Source organism: Flavobacterium cheonanense (genome assembly GCF_039539185.1).
GTDB lineage: Bacteria > Bacteroidota > Bacteroidia > Flavobacteriales > Flavobacteriaceae > Flavobacterium > Flavobacterium cheonanense.
The window spans coordinates 738329-761750 of record NZ_BAABCT010000001.1 but is presented as its reverse complement, the minus strand read 5'-3'; the positions used below and the strand labels follow the sequence as shown (position 1 = coordinate 761750).

Below are 23422 nucleotides of genomic sequence, written 5' to 3'. Positions count from 1 at the left end.
CTTTTGTAATTTCGAAGAGAGAAATCATACAAGCTTGATAATTTGATGCGATTTCTCCTTAGTCGAAATGACAAAGTGATGTTTAAATCCTATCAGGAAAATCTGAAATTATACCATCAACTTGTAATGATTTTACAAAGGTAAGGTCTTCTTCTGAATTTACTGTCCAAGGAAAGATTTTAAATCCATAACTATGAATTTCTTTAACATTTTCTACATTAAGTAACTTAAAATATGGATTTATTGAGTAGGCATTTATTTTTTTGGCGAAAGTTAAAGCATTTTCAATAGAATCTTCAGTTAAAACTCCCAGTTGAATATGATTGCTTTTAAGAGAACAAGATTCTAATACGTTCCAATTAAAACTCGAAATTTGAAATAAATGTGTACTCCAATTTTTTTCTAAAATATAATTTTGTAATAATTTTAAAACAGATGAAGTAGCTTTAAAATCTTTAATTTCAATATTTATAAAACAACTTTTGTTTATAAAGTCAAAAACTTCTTCTAATCTTGGAATTCCATATTTTTTTAGTTGTGATGCAGTAAAATCTTTTACAAAACCTTTTCCAGAAGTTGTTCTATCAATTGTTTCATCATGAATTACCATTATTTTTCCATCAGAAGAAAGGTGTACATCCAATTCGATGCCATTAACACCCAACTCGATTGCTTTTTGAAAGGAAGCTAACGTATTTTCGACAATATATCCTTTTGCTCCACGATGACCAATTTTTAGCATATAATTATTTTAATAAGGCATTTGTTCTCTTAAATGCTTCTTCATCTTTGTAATCTAACCATGCTTGTCCTTTCCTTTTTCTCATCCAATTATCATAATTGCGAATGAAAAACATATTTTTAAATCCTTGAAATAGATTTTTTGGATTTCCTGCCAAAGCACGCAGACTTAATGAGAATCCTGGGGTTAAGTATTTCATGTAATGCCACCAACCTTCTGGCATATATAACATTTCACCGTGTTGAAGATTTGTAATGTAAGGTCGTATTTTTTTCAATGCCGGAAACCTTTCAAAATCGGGATTGTCAAAATCTATGTCTTCATTACAAATCCAAGAATATGGCAGTCGATACATGTATTTCGTGTCTTTTGGGTCAACTAAAACGCATTGTTTTTTTCCATCAAAATGAATGTGAAAAATATTTGATAAATCTATATCGTAATGCATAAAAACTTTTGCATCTTCACCACCGAAGAAAACTAAAGGTAAACTTTTTATTAATCGGATTCCTAATTTTGGCCATCTCATATCAGATTTCAATGATGGTACATCTTTCATTAAATTATATAAAAAAATGCGAAGATCTGTTGGCCCTTTTTTGAGCAAATCAATATAATCAGACATGCTCATTTGAGAATCTGGCTCGTTTACTTTTTTGGTGTAGTCTGTTTTTCTACTATCGTAAAGTGGCACGATTTTATCACCTGCAACTTCTCTAATATATTCTAAATTCCATTTAGTAAATGCTGGCCAATCTTCAATTTGATTGGTGATCACTACAGGTTTTTGAGGTTTGTAGTAGTTTTTTATAAACTCTTCTTTAGTTAATTTTTCTACTCTTTCAATTTCGATGTAATCAAACATTATAAAGTGTTATTAAAAAATTAATAATCAATTAAATTTGATAATTAAAAATTAAAATTACAAAATTGAGATAAAGATAAGTTCAAATTAACATTTTTTTACAACAAAAAAGTTGTCTAGAAAAGACAACTTTTTTCAATAGTTAGAATATTTAAACTTATTCTGTTTCGATTAAAAGTATTGATTCATCAGTGTCTAAAATAATTTTACCATTTATTACTTCCGTCGTTTTTCCAGAATAAGCATCTTTTACTTTTGTTCCATTTTCAAAAATAGTTCCAACAGATATTTCTTTTTTTCCGATAGGTAAATCCAATGCGACAACAACTTTATCAGAATAATTTCCGTTAGAATAATCACGACTAAATACATAAGGAGAACTTGTAATTTGCTTGTGAATTCCTGCTCCAACCGATGGATGATTTTTTCTAAATTGTCCTAATTTTTGCCAATGATTTAATAGTTTGAAAGTCATTTTATTGGTTTTCAAATCATCCCAATTCATCATTGAACGTAATGTTGCATCACCATTTGTTCCTTCAATATCTAAAGAACGAGCAGTTTCATCTCCATAATACACTTGAGAAATTCCAGGAGTAAGCAATAATTTGGTTCCAGATTCAAATGTTTTTTCACGTTTTTTGTCAAACGGCCAACCATCATCATGAGACGAAACATAGTTCATAACGGTTTTTCCTTTCAAATCATTTTGAAGAATATTGGAATATTTAGAAAACAACTCTTCATAATTCATTTTGGCTTCATTTCTAAAATCAAAATTGATTAAACTAGTAAATCCGTTCGCATAATAATCTACTTTTTTATCTCCATAATCGTATAATCTTTTGCTTCCAATGTTGTAACCATAAACTTCTCCAACAGTAAAAAATGCATTATTGTCTAAAATTTTTGAAGGATTTTTAGCTTTAAATTCTGCAAATGACATTTCGCAAACTTTTCCAAAATCATACCAAACATCTTCCATAGTATGTTTTACAGTATCCACACGATAAGCGTCAATTCCGAAATCCAAAATATAATCGGCCAACCATTTCATGATGTAGTATCTTGGCGCTCTTGGATAACCTGTTTTTTTGAAAAAAGCATCCAATTCGGCTACTTCTTCTTCATAACGACCTTCTTTTTTCCATTTTGCAATTAAAAAAGGAGGTAATTCGACGTTTTCTTTGCTTTCGGTTTTAACGTCAAAAAGTCCAGTGACTAAAGTACAATTTATATTGGTGTCATAAGAATTGTATTTGCAATTTGGAGTAGAACGAACCCAATCATCAGGATATTTTTCGTCTAATTCTGTGGCGTGACCAGTGTGATTTATAACCGCATCAAGCATAATTCTAATTCCTTTTGCATGTGCTTTATCAACCAATTCTTTCAAATCTTCGCGTGTTCCATAACTTGGATCTAATGCTGTCCAGTCTTTAGCCCAATAACCATGAAAACCATAAGTGTTTCCAGTTCCTTCATCAACTGAGCCGTGAATTTGTTCTACAACAGGCGTCATCCAAATGGCATTGATTCCTAAATCGGTAAAGTACCCTTCGTCTAATTTTTGAATCACACCACGAATATCGCCACCTTCAAAACCTCGTAATTTTGCTGTTGGTTTATCTCTTTTAATTATAGAATTGTTATTTGGATTTCCATCCAAAAACCTATCGGTTAGTAAAAAATATACATTGGCACTTTCCCAAACGAAAGGTGTTTTGGTTTTTTGAGTGTAAGTAACCTCTTTGGTTGAGTTACAACTTGAAAAAGTAATAGCAAGTAGTAGGAGTAAGGCTGTTTTTTTCATCTATAGTTTTATTTCAATTTTTTGATTTTTATCTAATTCACATTGTAAAGAAATGTAGATTAGATTATTTTCAAATTTGTATTGGTTATTGTTTAAAGTCATATTATTCAGAAGAATGGTTGTCGGATTTTTGTCAAATCCGTGAATAATTATATTTATTGTTTTGGAGGTTGTGGTAGAATAGGTTTTGTCAAATTCAACATCTAAAAAAAGTGAGTTATTATCAATAGCACTTTCAAAATCAAATTCTTCATAAACCGATTTTTCAATGGAAGTAGTTGATAATCCATCATCATTAAACAATTCTAGTTCCGATTTTTTTGTTTCTTTATCAAAATAAAAATGCACATCAAAATCATTTAAAATATAATTCTGTGTGTTTTGTTGCACTTTGCTCATCGGAATAAAACTTCCGCCACGAACAAATGTTGGAATATTATTTTTATTTAATTCAACTTTTTGAGTTGTTCCAGCATCGTATTTTTTTCCAGTGTAGAAATCATACCAATTTGAATTTTTTGGAAAATAAACTTCCTTTTGAGTTTGACCTTTTTCTATAATTGGATAAACTAAAAAATCATTTCCCCAAAGATAACCGTCAGATTTTGAAAGTAATTCTTTGTTATTTGGTTCGTTAAAAAACAATGGTCGCATTAAAGGTGTTCCTTCTGTAGCATTTTCAAAAGCCAATTGATAATTATAAGGCAATAATTGATAGCGTAATTCGACAGCTTTTTTAGCAATTTCTTTGGTATCCACATCTTTATAAGCCACTTCTGAAGCTACATCTTCCTGAGCGTGTGGACGAAAAATTGGGTTGAAAACACCATATTGTAACCAACGCAAATACAATTCGTTATCAAAATAATCTCCGGCAAAACCACCTAAATCACTGTGCATATAAGCCATTCCTTGCATTCCCATTTGAAGTGCAATTTCCATCTGACTTTGCAATCCGCCCCAACTTCTAGAAACATCACCACTCCAAGGAATCATCCCAAAACGTTGACTTCCAGAATACCCAGAACGCATTAAAATAAATGGACGTTGATTGGAAAAATCTTTTTTGTAACCATCAGCAATTAACTTTGCCCAATTGTGACCGTAAACATTATGAACTTCATCGGCTGTTCCTGCGAATGTATTGGCATAAGATGGGAAAACTTCAGGCTCGCCCAAATCACCCCAAAGTCCGCCAACTCCTTGATTGATTAATCGTCTATAAACATTCCAAAACCATTCTTTTCCTTCGGGTTTGAATACGTCAACAATTCCTGTGTTTCCAAAATAGAAATCCCAAGTGGCAGGTCTTCCATCTTTTAAGGTTGCTAAGACTTTTTTATCAACGGTTTCTTGCCATTTAGATGAGGTTGTAAGGATAAAAGGTTCTGTTATTAAAACTGTTTTTACGCCTTTTGCATTCAAATCGGAAATCATTTTATCAGGATTTGGAAAGTTATCTTTATCCCATTCTAGATTTCCCATTGTGCCTTGAACGGTTTTTCCGAACCAATATAAATCTAGAATTATTGCATCAACAGGAATTTTACTTTCTTCAAATTTACGGATGGTTTTTTCAACTTCTTCTTGTGTATGGTAGCCAAAACGAGAAGAGAAATTTCCGAAAGCCCAACGTGGTGGCAAAGGTTGTTTTCCGGTTAAATCGGTGTAGTTTTTTACTAAATCTTCCCAAGAATTCCCAACAATTACTTGATAGGTTTTTCTACCAGAAATAGTTTCATATTCTAAGGTGTTATCTTTTTTAGAATCTAAATCTAAATATCCAATGGCTTCGTTATCAAAATGAACTGCATATAATTTGGAAGATAAAACCAATGGAATACAGAAATTCATTAATTCGGCACGAGTTTCATAACCATATTGCGCTCTGTTGTAAAGTGCTAGTCTGTTGCCTCGACGATTCATTCCTAAAGCTCTTGCGCCACCACCATAAAGTACTTCATCTGAAGAAATATTTAATTGTAAAACTTCTGTAGAATCGGCAGTAATATTTCCTTTTACATTATCTAAAGGAATATGTTTGCGTTTTAAATAACCTGATTTTTCAGAAATAATTTCTTGGTTATTATTTAAATAAGATATTTTGAATGGAGATTTTTGTATTACTATTTTTAAAGTACTTGATTTGGAACTACATTCAACTGAGTTTTTATTCTCTTTGAAAGAAATGTTTTTCAATTTATTTTTTAATACAACTGCATCTGATGGATTGCTATTTTTTTCTCCTTTTGGTGTAAATGAAGTTTCAATAATTTTATCGTTTAGAAAATTTATTAAATAATTTCCATCTGAAACTCTAACCGAAAATCCACTAGAAAGTTTTTCAATTTTAAGGAATTTTCTATCTGCATTTTGAGCAAATGAAATTGTTGATATAAATAGTAGTGCAAATAGTTTTTTCATTTTCATTGTTTATTTTTCAAACATAAATTCTATCGGAATATTGATTCGTTTTTGCCAAGAAGCTTCCGAATGGTTTTCTCCTTCAAATTTAAGACTTTTATAATTTTCTGTTGTATATCCTTTTGATTGTAACACTTCATCAACACGATATTCATACTTTAAATAACTAGCGTCAAGTGTTTCAGTTCCGTAATCGAAATAGATTTTATGATTTTTTGAATCGGGTAAATTTTGCTGCATATAAGTAAAAAAACTTTCTGGAATAGGATTGTTTTCAAAATCACGAAATCCAACCCAATGCGTTGATAGACAACTCGCTTTTCCAAATACATTAGGATATTCACAAATGGCGTACATCGAAATCAATCCACCCATACTTGAACCCATAATTCCGGTATGTTCAGCATCAGTGTAGACAGAATAATTTTGATCTATATAAGGTTTTAATTCCGTGACAATAAATTGAAGATAGTTGTCGGAATTTATCTTTTTGTCATCAAATGGGAATTTTGCTTTTTTTACTTCTGTTTGAATTTGTTCTTGAATTTCTTTTGATAGTAATTGATAAGGTTTGTTTGGATATAAATCCATATGACGCAAGTTTGGAATGTTCCAAATGGCAACAACAATAATATCTTGAATTTTATTTTCAGAATTCAATTTTGAAACTACTTCATCAACCATCCATTCTTGTTTGTTCCAAGTTGACGAAGCATCAAAGAGCATTTGTCCGTCGTGCATATACAAAACGCTATATTTTTTATCTTTAGAATAATTGGATGGTAACCAAACATCAACGGTTCTCGGAACAATAAATTTTGTTGGAAAACTATCAATTCGATTGATAATTCCTTCAATTTTTTCTTTGTCAATGATTTGATGGCTTTCAATTTTGCTTTGAGCAAATGAAAATGTAGCGGTTAATAAGATTAAAAGTAGTTTTTTCATTTTATTTCAATTCTAAAATTAAAACTGATTTTCCTTCAATTTCAATATCATTTTTTAAATCAAATGATTTATCAGTAAGGACATCTTTTCCTGAAGTATTGTTCTTGATACTTTCTTTAAAGTGATTAATGTTCATTTTTTGTTTTTCAACACTATTATTCATTATGACCATTACACTTTCCTTTTCATTATATCTAAAATAAACATAAACATTGTTTTCTGGAATATAGTGAGTTGTTTTTCCAGAATGAATTACTTCTTTGTTTTTCCTCCAATTAAAAAGTTTCTTAGTTACTGCATGATATTTTTCTTGTTCAGCAGTTCTTCCTTCTTTTGTAAACGCGTTTTGTTTATGGTCAGACCATCCGCCAGGAAATTCTCTACGAATATCACCATCACCTACATTTTTACTTCCAGTCATACCAATTTCTGAACCATAATACAACTGAGGAATGCCTCGAATAGTAGCTATTAAAGCCATTGTAATTTTGTAATCATCAAATTTTGGATAGACAAAATTGATACGTTGTGTATCATGATTTTCTGCAAAAACAAACATATTGTTGATGTTTGGATATAAGAAATCATTTGAAAAGGTGTCATAAAATTTGGTTACACCTTCATTCCAATTTTGCTTTTCTTCTTTCAAAACACCTTTTTCTAAAATGGTTTGCAACATAAAATCCATTACTGTTGGGCAATAAGAATTATAGCTTTGAATAGCTGCAATTTTACTGTCTTTTTGCCAATAAGAAATTTGTGCATGAGAATATAACCATGCTTCTGCTGCAATATTGAAATTTGGATATTCATCAGTTACAGCTTTTGTCCAAAGTGCAATTGATTCTTTATCAGTATAAGGATAAGTGTCAACTCTAAAACCATCAAGATTTGCATATTCAATCCACCAAATGGCATTTTGAATTAAATAGTTAAGCACTAAAGGATTTTTCTGATTCAAATCGGGCATTGATTTTACAAACCAACCACTTGTTGCTAAGTTTTTATCAGTTTCAGAGGCATTTGTATCAGAATGTGTTGTGGTTTTAAAATTGGTCTGCTTGAATCCTGGAAATTGATGAAACCAATCGTATGTTGGCATGTCTTTCATCATCCAATGGTTATAGCTCCAGTGATTAGTTACATAATCCATGATTAATTTCATGTCGCGATTATGAAGTTCATTACTTAATTTTACATAGTCTTCATTTGTACCAAATCGTGGATCAATTTTATAAACATCTGATTGACCATAAGTGTGATATGAGCCTCTTTCGTCATTGTCTTCACAAAGTGGTGTTGGCCAAAGAGTTGTTGCTCCCAAGTCTTTTATGTAATCTAAATTTTTAATCATCCCATCAATATCGCCACCATAACGTCCATCAATTTTTGTTCTATCAGCTTTTTCAATTACCGATGGATGGCTGTCATTGTTTGGGTTTCCATTTGCAAATCTATCAGGCATTAATAGATAAATCATATCAGAACTATCGAAGCTCTTTCTGAATTTAGAATTTTCCTTTCTCGATTTTAAAGAATAGTTTTGAGTAAAAGACTTGTTTTTGTTTTTGAAAGTGAAAACCAAATCTTGAGCCGTTGTATTTTTTGTGTCGATGGTTACGAAAACGTAGTTAGGATTTTCGGTTTTTTGAATACCTTTAATGATAATTCCATTTGAAACGGAAACTTGATTTTCTGCGATATTTTTCCCGTAGAACATTATTTGAACATCAGAATGTTCCATGTCATTCCACCAAAAAGGAGGTTCAACTCGGTCAACTTGAGCGAATGATAATGAAGTTACTAGAAAAAGAAGGAAGAATTTTTTCATATTTTTTTATTTAAAAACCCTTTCAGAATCCAAAACTCTGAAAGGGTTAAATTAATTTTTTTATTCTAAACCGTTACTAAACTATTCGGCTCAACTAATACTTCTTTTCCGTTGACGAAAACAGTAATTTCTTTATTTCCTTCTAATGAAAATTTCGTTTCATTTTGTTGTACTTCAACTTTTAAAATTTGATTTCTGAAGTTTATTTTGAACGAATAACCTTGCCATTGTGAAGGAATTTTTGGTTCAAAATGTAAAGTGTCATTTTTAACTCTCATTCCACCAAAACCTTCTACAATACTCATCCAAGTTCCAGCCATTGAGGTGATGTGACAACCTTCTTCAACTTCTTTGTTGTAATCATCTAAATCTAAACGAGAAGTTCTTAAGTAGAAAGTGTATGCTTGTTCCATTCTATCAAGAGTTGCAGCTTGTATAGAGTGAACACAAGGCGAAAGCGAACTTTCATGAACGGTAAATGGTTCGTAAAAATCGAAATGTTTTTCTAATTGTTCTTTGGTAAAATGATCTTCAAAGAAATAGAAACCTTGTAAAGTATCGGCTTGTTTTATGTATGGCGAACGCAATATTCTATCCCAAGACCATTTTTGGTTAATTGGACGTTGACTCTTGTCTAAATCATGAACTTTCACTAATTCTTTATCTAAGAAGCCATCTTGTTGTAAGTAAACATCATGTTCTTTTGAATATGGAAAATACATATTATCAGCAACCGCTTTCCAATGTGCGATTTCTGCATTATCCAAATTCACTTTACTCATTATTCGAGAATAATCTGAAGTATATTCTTTTTCTACTTTATTGATTTGTTCAACGGCATAATCGATACACCATTTGGCCAAATAATTAGTGTAGAAATTGTTATTAACGTTATTTTCATATTCATTTGGACCAGTTACTCCAAGAATCACATATTGATTTCTGTAAGTAGAATAGGTTGCTCTTTGATGCCAAAAACGTGCAATTCCGATAAGAACTTCTAATCCTTTTTCAGGAATGTATGAGTAATCTCCTGTGAATCTGTGATAATTAAATATCGCAAAAGCAATCGCACCGTTTCTATGAATTTCTTCAAAAGTGATTTCCCATTCGTTGTGACATTCTTCGCCATTCATGGTAACCATTGGATACAAAGCAGCTCCGTTTTTGAAACCTAATTTACCTGCATTTTCAATCGCTTTATCTAATTGATTGTATCGGTAGGTCAATAAATTTCTTGCTACTTGTTGGTCTTTGGTTGCCATATAGAATGGAATGCAATACGCTTCGGTATCCCAATAAGTTGAACCGCCATATTTTTCACCTGTAAATCCTTTTGGACCAATATTTAAACGAGAATCTTTTCCTAAATAGGTTTGGTTTAATTGGAAAATGTTGAAACGAATTCCTTGTTGTGCTTTTACATCACCATTAATAGTAATGTCGCTCATTTCCCAAATTTTTGCCCAAGCTTGAATCTGATTTTCTTTCAAATTTGTATAACCAATTTTCAAACCTTCAGCAATAACATTTTGAGCAGCAACTTGTGTGTTTTCATGATTTAATGAAACCGTATAACCACCTAATTTTTGAATGGTAGCAGTTTGTTCTTTAGCTACATTTATTTCATACGAAAATTGAACTTTTTCGTTGTTTTTTTCAATATTAATAGGCGAAGCATTTACGTTGGAACCGTTCAACAAAATTGTATTTTGCATAAAAGTTGTTGCAGTGAAATGCGTTTTAAAAGTTCTAGCAGTAACAAATGCTTCATTATTAGAGTGTTGAACGTTCAACGGTTCCCAGAATTTTTCTTCCCAGTTAGCATCTTCGTTGTGAACTCCGGCATCAATATATGGTTTGTAAACAATTTTGGCATCACCATTTAATGGAGTAATCTCAAAATTAATCACACCTAGTTCGTCAATATCTAATGACAGAAAACGAGTTACTTTAACCGAAATTTCCAATCCGTTTTGCAGTGTAGCAGAGAAAGAACGATAATAAATACCTTCTTTCATATTCAACTCACGTTTAAAATTGGCAACAGTTTTGCATTTAGCCAAATCAAAAACTTCATTGTTTATTTCAATGTCAATTCCAATCCAATTTGGAGCATTTAATACTTTTGCAAAATATTCAGGGTAGCCATTTTTCCACCAACCCACTTTAGTTTTATCTGGATAATAAATTCCAGCAATATAGCTTCCTTGGAATGTTTTGCCTGAATAGTATTCTTCAAAATTGGCACGTTGTCCCATAGCACCGTTTCCGATACTGAATAAACTTTCAGACGATTTTACTCTTTCTGCATCAAATCCTTCTTCAATGATGGACCAATTGTCTGCTTTGATATAATCTTGGTTCATTTTATTTTAAGTTTAAAAGTTTAGGAGTTTAGAAGTTTAAAAGTTGAATCTTAAACTTTAAAAATATCTATACTCTTTTTTCTTTATTCTATTTTCTATTCTCTAATTTATCAACGATTCAATAAAAGAAACATCAATAAATGTAAAATCTTTAAATATATATTTTGCTTCGTGTAATGTTGTTGCTTCTCCAATTCCAATGCTGGTCATATTTGCAATATTAGCGGCTTGAACTCCTGCAACAGAATCTTCAAAAACTATTGAATTTTCGTTTGTTGCACCTAGTTTTTTTGCAGCTTGAAGAAATACTTCCGGATCAGGTTTTGCGTTGGAAACATCATTTCCATCAACGATTGCATCAAATAGATTTAGAATTCCTGTTTTTTCTAAAATTGGTCTTGCGTTTTTACTTGCAGAACCTAATGCAATTAGTTGATTTTTATCTTTTAAATAGTGCAATACAGGAAGTACACCTGGTAAAATTTCACTTTCATCAATATCTACCAAATAGGATAAATAATCTTCATTTTTTTGAATAAGCCATTTGTTTTTATCTTCTTGAGAAGCTTGAATTCCTCCAAGTTCTAAAATAATATCAAGAGAACGAACGCGGCTAACTCCTTTTAACTCTTCGTTGTGTTCGGGTGTAAATTCGATTCCTAGTTCTTGAGCTAATTTTTGCCACGCCAAAAAATGATATTTTGCCGTGTCAACAATTACTCCGTCAAGATCGAATATAAATGCTTTTTTGTTATTCATTATAGTTTTTTTAACCTGAAATTGCGTTTTTATCCGTTATAAAGAAATTACACAATCCAGCAATAATTAGTGATAATCCTGCTAAAAGCATAGCATTAATGTGTGCTTCCCCAATTAATTTGTATAAATAATTGATTCCACCAAGAGCAGCGATAATTTGAGGAATTACAATAAACATATTAAATAATCCCATCATCATTCCCATTTTATTTGGGTTCACTGAACTTGATAACATTGCATAAGGCATAGATAGAATACTTCCCCATGCGAAACCTATCAATATAAAACTATACATTAACGTTGATGGCGTAGCATAAAACATATAAACAAAACCTAATCCACCAAGAATCAATGAAGCCATGTGGATGTATTTTCTATTTATTTTGTTTTTCATAGTGTAAAATGTAAGCAATAAAGCAAAAGCCATGGAAGATAATCCATAAACTCCAGTTGCAGAACCTACTAAATCGGCTGCATTATTATAAACTTTATCTTTTGCTTTGTATTCTTGTTCTTTGACATCGTTTAAAAAGAGCACTTTTTTATTAGAATCTTTTAATTCTTTTCCTTCATTATCGAGTTGAGCATATTCTTTCACATCAGGTTTTGGCGAATTGAAAACATGCTCTGTCAAAGCTGGAGTTGAAAGACTCCACATTGTAAAAAATGCAAACCAACTAAAAAATTGAATTAATCCAAGTTTTTTCATTGTTGATGGCATTTCTTTTAAACTTTGAAATAAATCTGTAATAAAACGAGATTCTTTTTTTTCTGATTTAAATTTTTCTAAATCTACAGGAGGATCTTCTTTTGTTGTAAATATGGTGTATAAAATACTTGTAAAAAATACAAATGCACCTATTGAAAAAGCTACTACAACCGATTGCGGAATGACTCCAGCATCAGCTTCGTTAGAAACTCCTAATTTATTAACTAACCAAGGTAAATTACTAGCAATCCAAGTTCCAATTCCGATAATTAGTGTTTGAATTACAAAGCCATTTGATCGTTGTGATTCAGGTAATTTGTCAGCAACAAGAGCACGAAAAGGTTCCATACTAATGTTTATTGAAGAATCTAAAACCCATAACAAGCCAGCTGCAATCCAAAGAGCAGGTGAATGAGGCATGAAAAATAAAGTGATAGATGCTAAAATTGCTCCAATAAGAAAAAATGGTTTTCTTCTACCAAATTTTGGACTCCAAGTGTTATCTGACAAGTATCCTATTATTGGTTGAACTAAAAGCCCTGTTAAAGGAGCTGCAATCCATAAACCAGGAATGTCGTCAACTTCAGCTCCAAGAGTTTGAAAAATTCTAGACATGAATCCACCTTGAAGGGCAAATCCAAATTGTATCCCTAGAAATCCGAAACTCATGTTCCAAATTTGCCAGAAACTTAACTTACGCTTTTCCATTATCGTAATTTATTGATTAGAAATACGATAAGCGCGATGCTTATCAAAACTTATTTTTTGTTTTCGAAGTAAAAAGTATAAGCTTTGATTCGGTAAAGATATTTAAAAATTTCAGATTTCAGATTTCAGATTTCAGATTTTTGCAGAAATGATTTACGAAAACGTTTTTTTGTTGATAAAATTTTTGAAGTTATTTTGTAGATTCTCTCTCAACCAGCTCGGTTTCAATCACTTCTGTTTTGTATTGTTCTTCGTAATCTTCTTCTTCGATTTCAAGTTTCTCAAGAAGCATTCTTGCAGCCTTTTCTCCCATTTTCACACCATTTTGACTAACCGTAGTAATGGAAGGTGAAGAATATTTAGAGATGATTCCATCAGTAAAACCAATTACAGAAATATCATTAGGAACTGACTTCCCTAATCGTGTAGCAACTTTAATTGCAGTTACTGCAAAAATTTCGTTTACTGCGAAAATTGCATCTAAATCATTGTTCAATAGTAAGTTTTCGATTTGATCTTCAAAGTTGTCGGTATCTTCTATTTTGACAATTAAATTTTCATCCACTTTAAGATCATTAGTTTTTAAAGCTTTTATGTAACCTTCAGTTCTTAATTTTCCGACACTAACATAGTCTACGGTTGTTAACAAAGCAATTTTTTTAAATCCTTTATTGATTAGAAATTGAGTTGCGTTGAAAGCTGCTAAGTTGTCGTCAATAATTACTTTATCGCACAAAATATCATTAGTAATTCTATCAAACATTACTACTGGCATTCCTTGACTAATTACTTCTGTAATATGATGAAAATCTCTTTTTTGTTGGGTTTCTTTTGATAATGACATGATGAAACCGTCAATACTTCCATTGGCTAACATTTCCATGTTAATTACCTCTTTATCAAATGATTCGTCAGAAAGACAAACAATTACATTGTATCCGTTTTCATTGGCAACATGTTCAACACCGCTAATTACAGTAGCAAAAAAATGATGAATAATTTCAGGGATTATTATGCAGATAGTTTTAGATTTTCTATTCTTTAAACTTAAAGCAATATTGTTGGGTTTATAGTTGTATAATTTGGCAAAAGCTTGCACTTTTTGTCTTGTATCTTCACTGATTTCTGAGCTGTCTCTCAATGATTTCGAAACTGTTGAAATTGATACATCTAATTCCTTGGCAATTTGCTTTAAAGTGACTTTTCTTCTCATTATGCGATTTTGATAAATGTTTAATTTTCAATAAAGGTATATTTATTTTTTTATACTATCAATTTTGTAACAAAAAATGTGAAATATTCAGAAAGTTTTCAACACGAAAACGTTTTCGGTGGCATATAATTAAGGTGTCATTTTTTTATCTGAAAATTTATCTTAAATTTAACATTCGAAGTTAAAGTATAAGCAAAAAACAAATTTATTAACCTAAACAAAATGTATGAAAACAATTTATAAAAAGTTGTTATTTTTATTGCTAATGCTCCCATTAAGTGTTTTGGCTCAAACCACTGTGGAAGGAGTTGTTGTTGATTCAAAATCAAACCAACCGATTCCTGGAGTAAATGTAATTATTCAAGGTACCCAAATGGGTACATCAACTGATTTTGATGGAAAGTTTAAATTAACCAAACTTAAAAATGGAGACAAATTAGTGTTTTCTTTTATTGGTTATAAAAACGAAACCATTGCTTTCGATGGTCAAAAATCGCTTACTGTTTCTATGACAGAAGAGGCTAACGTATTACAAGAAGTTGTAGTACAAGTTGGTTATGGAGCTGTTAAGAAAAAAGATGCTACAGGTGCTGTAGATTTATTAACAACAAAAGATTTCAACAAAGGATTTAATTCAAACACCGAATCTTTATTAAATGGTCGTGTTGCCGGTGTTGTTGTAACACAAGGAGGTCGTCCTGGAGATGGTGCTGCTATTAGAATTCGTGGTGGAGCTTCACTTCAAGCTTCTAACGATCCTTTAATTGTATTGGATGGATTACCAATTGATGGTAATTTACAAACAATTAATCCAAATGATATTGAAAACATATCTATCTTAAAAGATGCATCTGCTACTGCTATATATGGTAACAGAGGATCTAATGGTGTTATTTTAGTTACTACTAAAAAAGGTGCAAAAGGAGCTTTAAAGGTTTCTGTTGGAACTACATTTACAGTTAATACTTTAGCTGAAAAAATTAACACTACTTCAGCTGCTGATTTTAGAAGTTTTATGACTAATCCAGCTAACATTGCTCAATACAACATTGCGCCTTCTAGATTGGCTAGATTAGGTAATTCTAATACAGATTGGCAAGAAGAGATTTTTTCAAATTCTGTTTCTATTGATAATACTGTAGGTTTGAGAGGAGCTTTGTTTGGTAAATTGCCAACATCGTTTACTTATGGTCATACATACATACCAGGTATTTTAGAAACATCTAAGTTTGACAGAACTACTGCTTCGCTTAGATTAAATCCTTCTTTATTTAAAGATCATTTAAAAATTGCAATTAATGGTAACTTCTCAGTTGTTAAAGAAAGATTTGCAGATGAAGGAGCAATTAGTAGTGCTATTAATTTTGATCCAACTCAACCAGTTAATGTAAATAGCCAACAATTTGGCGGATATTTTGAATGGTTAGATGGTTCTAATAACCCAAATTTCTTAGCAACAGATAACCCAGTTGCAGCACTTCAACAAAGAAATAATCAAACAAAAAGATACCGTTACTATGGTAATGTACAATTAGATTATAAATTACATTTCTTACCTGAGTTAAAATTTACTGTTTTAGCAGGTATCGATAGAGAACAATCAGAAGGTAGAAATGAATTAAGTACACAAAGTATTAATGGATTTTTTAATGGTTCTAATAATTTAGGAAGATATAGCGAATTCTGGAATAATAGAACCAATACAGCACTTGATGCTTACGTGAATTATACTAAAGCTTTTGGAAAATTAAATGTAGATGTTACAGCTGGTCATACTTATTATGAAAGAAATAATGTTGGTTATGGTTCAGGTGAATTAAGAAATCCTGCTAATGTTATAAATTCTTTAAATACATTTACAAGCCCAGTTAGTAAATTAGAATCTTACTTCGGAAAAGCTAATGTAGGTTTTGATAATAAATACCTTTTAACATTAAACTTAAGAAACGATATCACCAACAACTTCTTTAAAGATGTAAGATCTGGAATTTTCCCAGGAGCTGCATTTGCTTGGAATATGTCTAATGAAAACTTCTTAAAAGACAGTAAATCTCTAACTAACTTAAAATTAAGATTAGGATGGGGAGTTACAGGTCAACAAGAATTATCAACTAGTTTCTCATACATACCTCAATATGTTGCTGGAAATCCACAAGCACAATATCAATTCGGAAACACATTTGTAACAACTGTTAGACCTTCATTTTATTCTAATACTGTTAAATGGGAAGAAACGACTACTTACAATGCAGGTTTAGACTTTGAGTTGTTCAGAAAAGTAAAAGGTACTTTAGATGTTTACCAAAAAGAATCTAAAGACTTATTAGCATTTGTTGCTTATCCTGATGGAGCAAATTTAACTAATTTTGGACCAAGAAACTTTGGTAACTTAGAAGTTAAAGGTGTTGAACTTGGTTTAAATTTTGATGTTTTAAAGAATGATAATTTGAATTGGAATATTAATTTTAATGCTAATTACCAAGATAGAAAAATTACTGCTACAGCACTAGATGGTACAGAGTCTCCAGGTTTCTTTACAGGAGGAATTAGAGGAGGAGTTGGAAACACAATTCAAATTAATTCAACAGGTTTTGCTCCAGGTGCATTTTATGTATATGAGCAAGTTTATGGAACAGATGGTAGACCTTTAGAGGGTGTTTATGTTGATAGAAATGGTGATGGTTTAATCACACCAAAAGATATGTACCAATACAAACAACCTTATGCAGATTTTACATTTGGTTTAATGTCTTCATTTAGTTATAAAAAATGGGATATGTCTATGTCATGGAGAGCTAGTTTAGGAAATTATATCTATGATAACAATGGTTCGTCTTATGGTTATTTAGACAACTCAATCAATCAAATTACACCATTAAATAATATCAATCCATCTTTCTTTGAAACAGGATTTGTTAATGAAGGAAATAATAGATATTTCTCAGACCATTATATTAAAGACGCCTCATTTATTAAGTTAGATAATATTAGTTTTGGATACAGCATTGCAGAGCCATTTGGTAATGCAACTACAGCTAGACTAAGTTTTGGTGTACAAAACGCACTTATCATTAGTAAATACAAAGGTTTAGATCCTGAAATTTTATCTGGTATTGATCAAACAATTTACCCAAGAGCAAGAATGTTTGTTTTTGGATGTAATGTAAATTTTTAAATAAAAAGTTATGAAAAAAAGTAGAATTATTAAAATGTTAGTTCTTTCAGTGGTGACCATTTTATCAATGACGTCATGTACTAAAGAATTAGATAAAATCGAAATTGATGAAGACATCTATTCATCAGAAGTATTTTATCAAGATGAAGCTTCTTACAAGCAGTTTCTTGCAAAACTTTATGCTGGTTTAGCTGTTTCGGGACAACAAGGTCCTGCAGGTAATTCTGATATTGCAGGAATTGATGAAGGATTTGGACAGTATTTGAGAGCTTATTGGGTAATGAATGAGATTACTACTGACGAAGCAATTATTGCTTGGGCTGATGGTAACTTACCTTCATTAAACAATCATACATGGGCGTCAAATAATGAGTTTATTTATGCAATGTTTTCACGTTGTATGTATCAAGTATCTTTATGTAATGAGTTCTTGAGACAAACAACTGCAGACAAATTGAACTCAAGAAATGTATCTGCTGCTACTCGTGCTCAAATTGTTAATTTCAGAGCAGAAGCTCGTTTCTTAAGAGCTTTTTCTTACTGGCATTTAATGGATATGTTTGGGAACGTTCCATTTACAACAGAAAATGATGCTGTTGGTTTCAGTTTCCCACAACAAAAAAGCAGAGCTTTTATATTTGACTTTGTTGTAAGTGAATTAAATTCAATTGATGCAGATTTATTAGCATCAGGTTCAAATGAATTCGGTAGAGTTGATAAAATTGCAGGTAAAATGCTATTGGCAAAAGTTTATTTGAATGCTCAAGTTTACATCAATCAAAATAAATTTGCAGAAGCTTCTGCTGCTTTAGCTCCTGTATTGAGTTCTACATATTCAATCAACACAAGTTCAAGCTATGGTAAAGTATTTATGGCAGACAATGATAGTAATGGTTCTCAAAGTGAGATGATTTTTCCTATCAGATATAGCGGATTGAATACTCAAACTTATGGAGGAACAACTTTTATTACTCACGCTGCAATTGGAGGATCAATGAATCCTGCTAACTTTGGTGTTAACGGAGGTTGGTTTGGTTTAAGAACACGACAAGAATTTGTAGCTAAATTTGCAGGTGATCCAAGAGGGATGTTCTACACATCGGGACAGACTTTATCTATAGGTAATATTGGTAACTTTGGTGATGGATACGCAGTTGAAAAATATAAAAATATTAAATCAACAGGTGGTCAAGGTTCTGATGTTTCTGGAAACTTTGTAGATATTGATTTTCCTGTATTTAGATTAGCGGATGCTTATTTAATGTATGCTGAGTTGGCAGCTAGAGGACAAGGAAGTGCTTCACAAGCAGCTACTTATGTAAATACATTAAGAACAAGAGCTGGAGGTTCTGCAACTATTACTGCAGGTGATATTACTCTAGATTTTGTGCTTGATGAAAGAGGTCGTGAATTATATTGGGAAGGACATAGAAGACAAGATTTAATTCGTTTCGGTAAATATACTGGAAGTAATTATAATTGGCAATGGAAAGGTGGAGTTCAAGCAGGAACAAGTATTGATGATAAATTCAAAATTTTCCCAATACCAGCTACTGCAATTGGTTCTAACCCAACTTTACAACAAAATCCTGGTTATTAATTATAACAAAATATCCTCGGAAATGGTAAGCCACTTCCGAGGAATTTAAAATAGAAAATTATGAAAAAAATATTTTTAAGTTTAATTTTATTAGCAGGAACAATTACATCAATTGTTTCTTGTAGTGATGAAAATTTAGACCCTCAGGCCTCGTCAAGTTCAATAAACATGACTTCACCTGCAGGAGGAAGTTTTAATTTAACTGGTTCAACAGCAGGAAATACAGCATTTACTTCAAAATGGTCTTCAGCCAACTTTGGTTTTTCTGCATCTGTAACTTATTCATTGCAAGCAGTTAAGAGTACAGAAAGTTTTTCAAATTCTTCACAAGCAATTGTTTTAGGAACTTACAGCTCTGATGCAGACGTAAATGAAAAAGCAGTTACAGAAAGAATTTTGAATAACTTGTTATTGAGCGCAGGAGGTTCAATAGGAACATCAGGTAGTTTTAAATTAAGAATTATAGGGAAACCATCAACTCAACTATCAAGCTCAACTAATGGTGTTAGCGCTGTTTCTAATGAAGTTACTATCACAGCTACTCCTTATGATACTTTTGATGAATTTGAAAGATTATATGTGCCAGGAGGATATCAAAGTGCTAGTGGTTATGGAAATGATTGGTCTCCAGATAATGTAAATGTAGCTAAGTTATTTTCTGCTGGAAATGATGGAAAATATGAAGGCTTTGTATGGATGGATGTCTCAAACCCAGCATTTAAATTTTGTCCAGTTCCAGCATGGTCTGGAGATAAAGGAGATATTGCTGAAAACCCAAATACTTTTACAACTTTAGTTCAATCTGGAGGAAAAGACATCAAGCCAACTGAAGGTGCTGGAACTTACTTCTTGACAGTGAATTGGAATGCTAATACTTATTCAATTGGCAAAAGACAAGTTGCAATTATTGGTCAAGCTACACCAAATGGTTGGGGTTCACCTACGTATTTAACTTTTGATGAAAATCCTTCATCTCCATATTATCAAATGTATACTTTAGATTTAGCATTGACTAATGATGAGTTTTTAATTCGTTTAAAAGATGATTGGTCTGTGAAAATGGGAACATTATCAGGTAATACTGAAAATACTACTACAGGTGGTCAATACAAAATAAAATTGAATGGAGGAAACATGAAAGTTCCTACAGCAGGTAATTATAAAGTTGTTTTAGATATCAGAAATTCTGCTAACTACAACTTGAGATTAATGCCAATATAATACATAAATAATAACACATTCTCGATTTATGAAAGTAGTCGAGAATGTGTTTTTTTAAATCAAACCTACGCTATGAAAAGATTTTTACTATTATGCTTACTATTTCCAGTTATTGTTTTTGCACAACAACAAACAGTAACTTATACAATTGCACCTGCAGTTTTTGAAGAAAATCAATCAATTACTATTACTTTTAATGGAAGTAGTATTAATGAATCTACTTGGGGTGTATCTAATAATGCACTTTATCTTTGGGCTTGGAGCTTTGACGCTAGTGACGCTAATATTCAGGATTGCCCAACTAATGGTACATGGACAAGTTCTAGTGAAACTAATAGACTTACCTATAATTCTGGTAATGATACTTATACTATAACTTTTGTGCCAAATACTTTTTACAACAGAACTGGTATTGGTAAAATAGGATTTTTAATTAAAGCAAAAGATGGAAGTGGGGATAAAAAATCTCAAGATATCACTTCAGAAGTCGGCGCTTTTCAAATGTCTTTAATCTCTCCTCTAGAGAACAGCAATACTATTATCAATTCAGGAGCTAATGTAAGTATTGTAGCCTCAAACACAGGTGGCAATGCTACTTATTCTGTAACGGCTAATGGTGTTCCAATTACATGTCCAACTGCAGCAACATCATTTTTTACTTGTGGTGACACAAATGTGACTACAACTAAAGTATATGTTGTTTCAGCTACATTAGGAACTACAACTGTGACTAAAAGGTTTACTGTTATTGTTAATCCAGGAATAATAAGTGAGCCATTAACAGCTGGCTTAGTTGATGGTATAAACTATGATTCATCTGATGCAACCAAAGCAACGTTAGTTTTAAATGCGCCATTTAAAGATTTTGTATATGTGGCAGGTAGTTTCAATAACTGGTCTCCTACAACTGCATATGCTATGAAAAAAGATCCGACAACAGGTAAATTTTGGTTAGAACTTACAGGATTAACTCCAAATCAAGTATATGCTTATCAATATTGGGTATGTGATAATACAAACAGACCTGCAAATTCTCCAGCAATTGTTAAAACTGCAGATCCATATTCTAAATTAGTATTGTCTCCTTTTGATGATCCAGAAATTATATCTCTTGGTGCTTTTCCTGGACTTCCTGTATATGCAACAATTGCACCAGGTCAAGAGAGAGAAGTAACTGTTCTTCAGACAGGATCTAATACTTTATTTACTTATAATTGGAGTAGTGCTACTACAAATTTTGTTAAGCCAAAAAAGAAAGATTTAGTTTTTTATGAGGTATTAGTTCGTGATTTTGATGCAAATAGAACTTATCAAGATTTAATTAATAAAATAGATTATTTTAGAAATCTTAAAATCAATGCAATCAAAATAATGCCTGTAATGGAGTTTGAAGGAAATATGAGCTGGGGTTACAATACCGTTTTTCATATGGCTTTAGACAAACGTTATGGGCCTCCTACAAAACTTAAAGAGTTTATTGATTTGTGCCATCAAAATGGAATAGCTGTTATTTTAGATTTAGCATTAAATCACGTTTTTGGTCGTTCTCCTCTTGAAAGAATGTGGATGTTAGATTCTGATAATGATGGATGGGCAAATTCTACTGGATCAAGAGTATCGTCTGAAAATCCTTATATAAACCAAGATGCTATGCACTCTTATAGTGTTGGTAGTGATTTAAATCATTTTAGAGAACCAGATAATTTAACAAATGCGTATTCAGTTGCAACAATAAAATATTGGATTCAAGAGTTTAAAATTGATGGTTACAGATGGGATTTAACCAAAGGTTTTACACAACAGTGCCCATCAAACGTAGCTGGTGGACAAGAAGCTTGTACTAATGGATATCGTTCAGATAGAGTAGCAAAAATGAAATGGTATGCCGACAAACAATGGGAAGTTGATCCTAATTTTCTTGTGATTTTTGAACACTTAGGAAATGGTGGATCATACACAGAAGAAGTAGAATGGGCGAATTATCTTCGTTCAGGTGATACAAAAGGTATTATGCAGTGGAGAAAAATGACAGATCCGTATGCTAATTTGTTGAAAGGTAATTTTGCAGATATTTCAGGAATAGCAGATGCGACAGACCGATTTATAGGTTATGCAGAAAGCCATGATGAAGAAAGAGTTGCTTATAAAGCTTTAAATGAAGCTGGACAAACTTTTGGCAATCTTAACAAAGTGCATCAAAGACTTCAAGCAATGGGTTCAGTTCTTTTTCTTGTTCCTGGACCAAAAATGATCTGGCATTTTGGAGATCTTGGATGGGAATATTCATTATTTACATGCAGCAATGGTTCTGTTCAGTTTAATGATGGTTGCAAATTAGACACCAAACCACAACCTCAATGGACTGGAAACTGGTTAACAGATACAAATAGAAGTGCTATTTACAATAGTTGGGCAAAAATGATAGACATGAAAAAAACTGAAAATGTTTTTGAAAATGGAACTTATGCTTGGAATATTGGAAACACAGGGCGTCCTAGATTAGATGTTTGGACAAGCCAAACTCAAACCTCTGCTTTAAGTTATGTTTTTGTTTTGACTAATTTTTCTGATAATACTTACAATGTTGTTGGAGGATTTCCGTTCACTGGAACTTGGGCAAATCTAATGGATAATACCACTTTTAATGTTACAGATGTTAATATGAATATTAGTATTGAGCCAGGTGGATACAGAGTTTTTGGAAACAGAGCTCTTCTTAATAATGATACATTTGATGCTTTAGATTTTGTAGCGTTGTCTCCAAATCCAGCTTCAACTTATTTCACAATTAATACTTTGGTAGAGAAAGTTCAAGTCTATTCTATCACAGGGCAATTAGTGAAATCGTTCTCAAGCACTTCAATAAACGATAGTTTTTCAATTGAAGATTTAACGAAAGGTGTTTATATCGTTAAAGTTTCTGATGCAAATAATCGTGAAAAAACTTTGAGATTAATAAAAGAATAATTTTGTTGAGTTAGTTTAAAATAGAATTTTCTAAAAGGCCCTTCATAATTTTGAAGGGTCTTTTTTATACTATAACTT

At 31.7% G+C, this 23422-nt stretch carries 14 protein-coding genes; 4 read left to right on the top strand and 10 right to left on the bottom strand.

The features are described from left to right. Positions 1-82: 82 nt before the first annotated feature. The 10 genes from ABD766_RS03435 to ABD766_RS03390 all read right to left on the bottom strand — a co-directional run bounded on the left by ABD766_RS03435 (position 83) and on the right by ABD766_RS03390 (position 14381). Positions 83-742: a glycerophosphodiester phosphodiesterase gene (locus ABD766_RS03435; protein WP_344815377.1), complete on the bottom strand. Its 660-nt coding sequence runs from the start codon at positions 740-742 to the stop codon at positions 83-85. Between the two features lie 4 nt (positions 743-746). Further along, positions 747-1610 carry a cupin-like domain-containing protein gene (locus ABD766_RS03430; RefSeq protein WP_425556553.1) on the bottom strand — a complete coding sequence of 288 codons (864 nt, stop codon included), beginning with the start codon at positions 1608-1610 and terminating at the stop codon, positions 747-749. 154 nt (positions 1611-1764) lie between these two features. Further along, entirely contained in the window at positions 1765-3420 is a 1656-nt protein-coding gene (locus ABD766_RS03425) for an alpha-amylase family glycosyl hydrolase (RefSeq protein WP_344815376.1), read from the bottom strand. Further along, positions 3421-5844, bottom strand: coding sequence for a glycoside hydrolase family 31 protein (locus ABD766_RS03420; protein ID WP_344815375.1), 2424 nt, complete (start codon positions 5842-5844; stop codon positions 3421-3423). 9 nt (positions 5845-5853) lie between these two features. Next, positions 5854-6792 (bottom strand): alpha/beta hydrolase, encoded by a 939-nt coding sequence (locus tag ABD766_RS03415; RefSeq protein WP_344815374.1) that lies wholly within the window; start codon positions 6790-6792, stop codon positions 5854-5856. Position 6793: 1 nt separating this feature from the next. Continuing rightward, positions 6794-8623 carry a glycoside hydrolase family 13 protein gene (locus ABD766_RS03410; RefSeq protein ID WP_344815373.1) on the bottom strand — a complete coding sequence of 610 codons (1830 nt, stop codon included), beginning with the start codon at positions 8621-8623 and terminating at the stop codon, positions 6794-6796. Between the two features lie 65 nt (positions 8624-8688). Further along, positions 8689-10992, bottom strand: a complete 2304-nt coding sequence (locus tag ABD766_RS03405) for a glycoside hydrolase family 65 protein (protein WP_344815372.1) — start codon at positions 10990-10992, stop codon at positions 8689-8691. A gap of 102 nt (positions 10993-11094) precedes the next feature. After that, a complete protein-coding gene (gene pgmB / locus ABD766_RS03400; RefSeq protein WP_344815371.1) occupies positions 11095-11751 on the bottom strand; it encodes a beta-phosphoglucomutase in 657 nt (218 codons plus the stop codon). Between the two features lie 10 nt (positions 11752-11761). Continuing rightward, complete coding sequence (locus tag ABD766_RS03395) at positions 11762-13168, bottom strand: MFS transporter (RefSeq protein WP_344815370.1); 1407 nt, start codon at positions 13166-13168, stop codon at positions 11762-11764. A gap of 190 nt (positions 13169-13358) precedes the next feature. Then, positions 13359-14381, bottom strand: coding sequence for a LacI family DNA-binding transcriptional regulator (locus tag ABD766_RS03390; RefSeq protein ID WP_344815369.1), 1023 nt, complete (start codon positions 14379-14381; stop codon positions 13359-13361). Positions 14382-14607: 226 nt separating this feature from the next. Between ABD766_RS03390 and ABD766_RS03385 the strand changes: the two genes are divergently transcribed. From ABD766_RS03385 to ABD766_RS03370, 4 genes are all read left to right on the top strand, one after another. Then, positions 14608-17556, top strand: a complete 2949-nt coding sequence (locus tag ABD766_RS03385) for a SusC/RagA family TonB-linked outer membrane protein (RefSeq protein ID WP_344815368.1) — start codon at positions 14608-14610, stop codon at positions 17554-17556. Between the two features lie 10 nt (positions 17557-17566). Next, the gene (locus tag ABD766_RS03380; RefSeq protein WP_344815367.1) at positions 17567-19156 is read left to right on the top strand and encodes a RagB/SusD family nutrient uptake outer membrane protein; all 1590 of its coding nucleotides are present in this window, start codon (positions 17567-17569) and stop codon (positions 19154-19156) included. Positions 19157-19216: 60 nt separating this feature from the next. Next, complete coding sequence (locus tag ABD766_RS03375; protein WP_344815366.1) at positions 19217-20377, top strand: SusE domain-containing protein; 1161 nt, start codon at positions 19217-19219, stop codon at positions 20375-20377. A 72-nt stretch (positions 20378-20449) separates the two neighbouring features. Beyond that, positions 20450-23344: an alpha-amylase family glycosyl hydrolase gene (locus tag ABD766_RS03370; RefSeq protein WP_344815365.1), complete on the top strand. Its 2895-nt coding sequence runs from the start codon at positions 20450-20452 to the stop codon at positions 23342-23344. Positions 23345-23422: the final 78 nt, after the last annotated feature.

Excerpts from the sequence above, each read along its gene's own strand:
- ABD766_RS03435 (WP_344815377.1), bottom strand. The coding sequence starts at position 742 with ATGCTAAAAATTGGTCATCGTGGAGCAAAAGGATATATTGTCGAAAAT.
- ABD766_RS03425 (WP_344815376.1), bottom strand. The coding sequence starts at position 3,420 with ATGAAAAAAACAGCCTTACTCCTACTACTTGCTATTACTTTTTCAAGT.
- ABD766_RS03420 (WP_344815375.1), bottom strand. The coding sequence starts at position 5,844 with ATGAAAAAACTATTTGCACTACTATTTATATCAACAATTTCATTTGCT.
- ABD766_RS03415 (WP_344815374.1), bottom strand. The coding sequence starts at position 6,792 with ATGAAAAAACTACTTTTAATCTTATTAACCGCTACATTTTCATTTGCT.
- ABD766_RS03410 (WP_344815373.1), bottom strand. The coding sequence starts at position 8,623 with ATGAAAAAATTCTTCCTTCTTTTTCTAGTAACTTCATTATCATTCGCT.
- ABD766_RS03405 (WP_344815372.1), bottom strand. The coding sequence starts at position 10,992 with ATGAACCAAGATTATATCAAAGCAGACAATTGGTCCATCATTGAAGAA.
- pgmB (WP_344815371.1), bottom strand. The coding sequence starts at position 11,751 with ATGAATAACAAAAAAGCATTTATATTCGATCTTGACGGAGTAATTGTT.
- ABD766_RS03395 (WP_344815370.1), bottom strand. The coding sequence starts at position 13,168 with ATGGAAAAGCGTAAGTTAAGTTTCTGGCAAATTTGGAACATGAGTTTC.
- ABD766_RS03390 (WP_344815369.1), bottom strand. The coding sequence starts at position 14,381 with ATGAGAAGAAAAGTCACTTTAAAGCAAATTGCCAAGGAATTAGATGTA.
- ABD766_RS03385 (WP_344815368.1), top strand. The coding sequence starts at position 14,608 with ATGAAAACAATTTATAAAAAGTTGTTATTTTTATTGCTAATGCTCCCA.
- ABD766_RS03380 (WP_344815367.1), top strand. The coding sequence starts at position 17,567 with ATGAAAAAAAGTAGAATTATTAAAATGTTAGTTCTTTCAGTGGTGACC.
- ABD766_RS03375 (WP_344815366.1), top strand. The coding sequence starts at position 19,217 with ATGAAAAAAATATTTTTAAGTTTAATTTTATTAGCAGGAACAATTACA.
- ABD766_RS03370 (WP_344815365.1), top strand. The coding sequence starts at position 20,450 with ATGAAAAGATTTTTACTATTATGCTTACTATTTCCAGTTATTGTTTTT.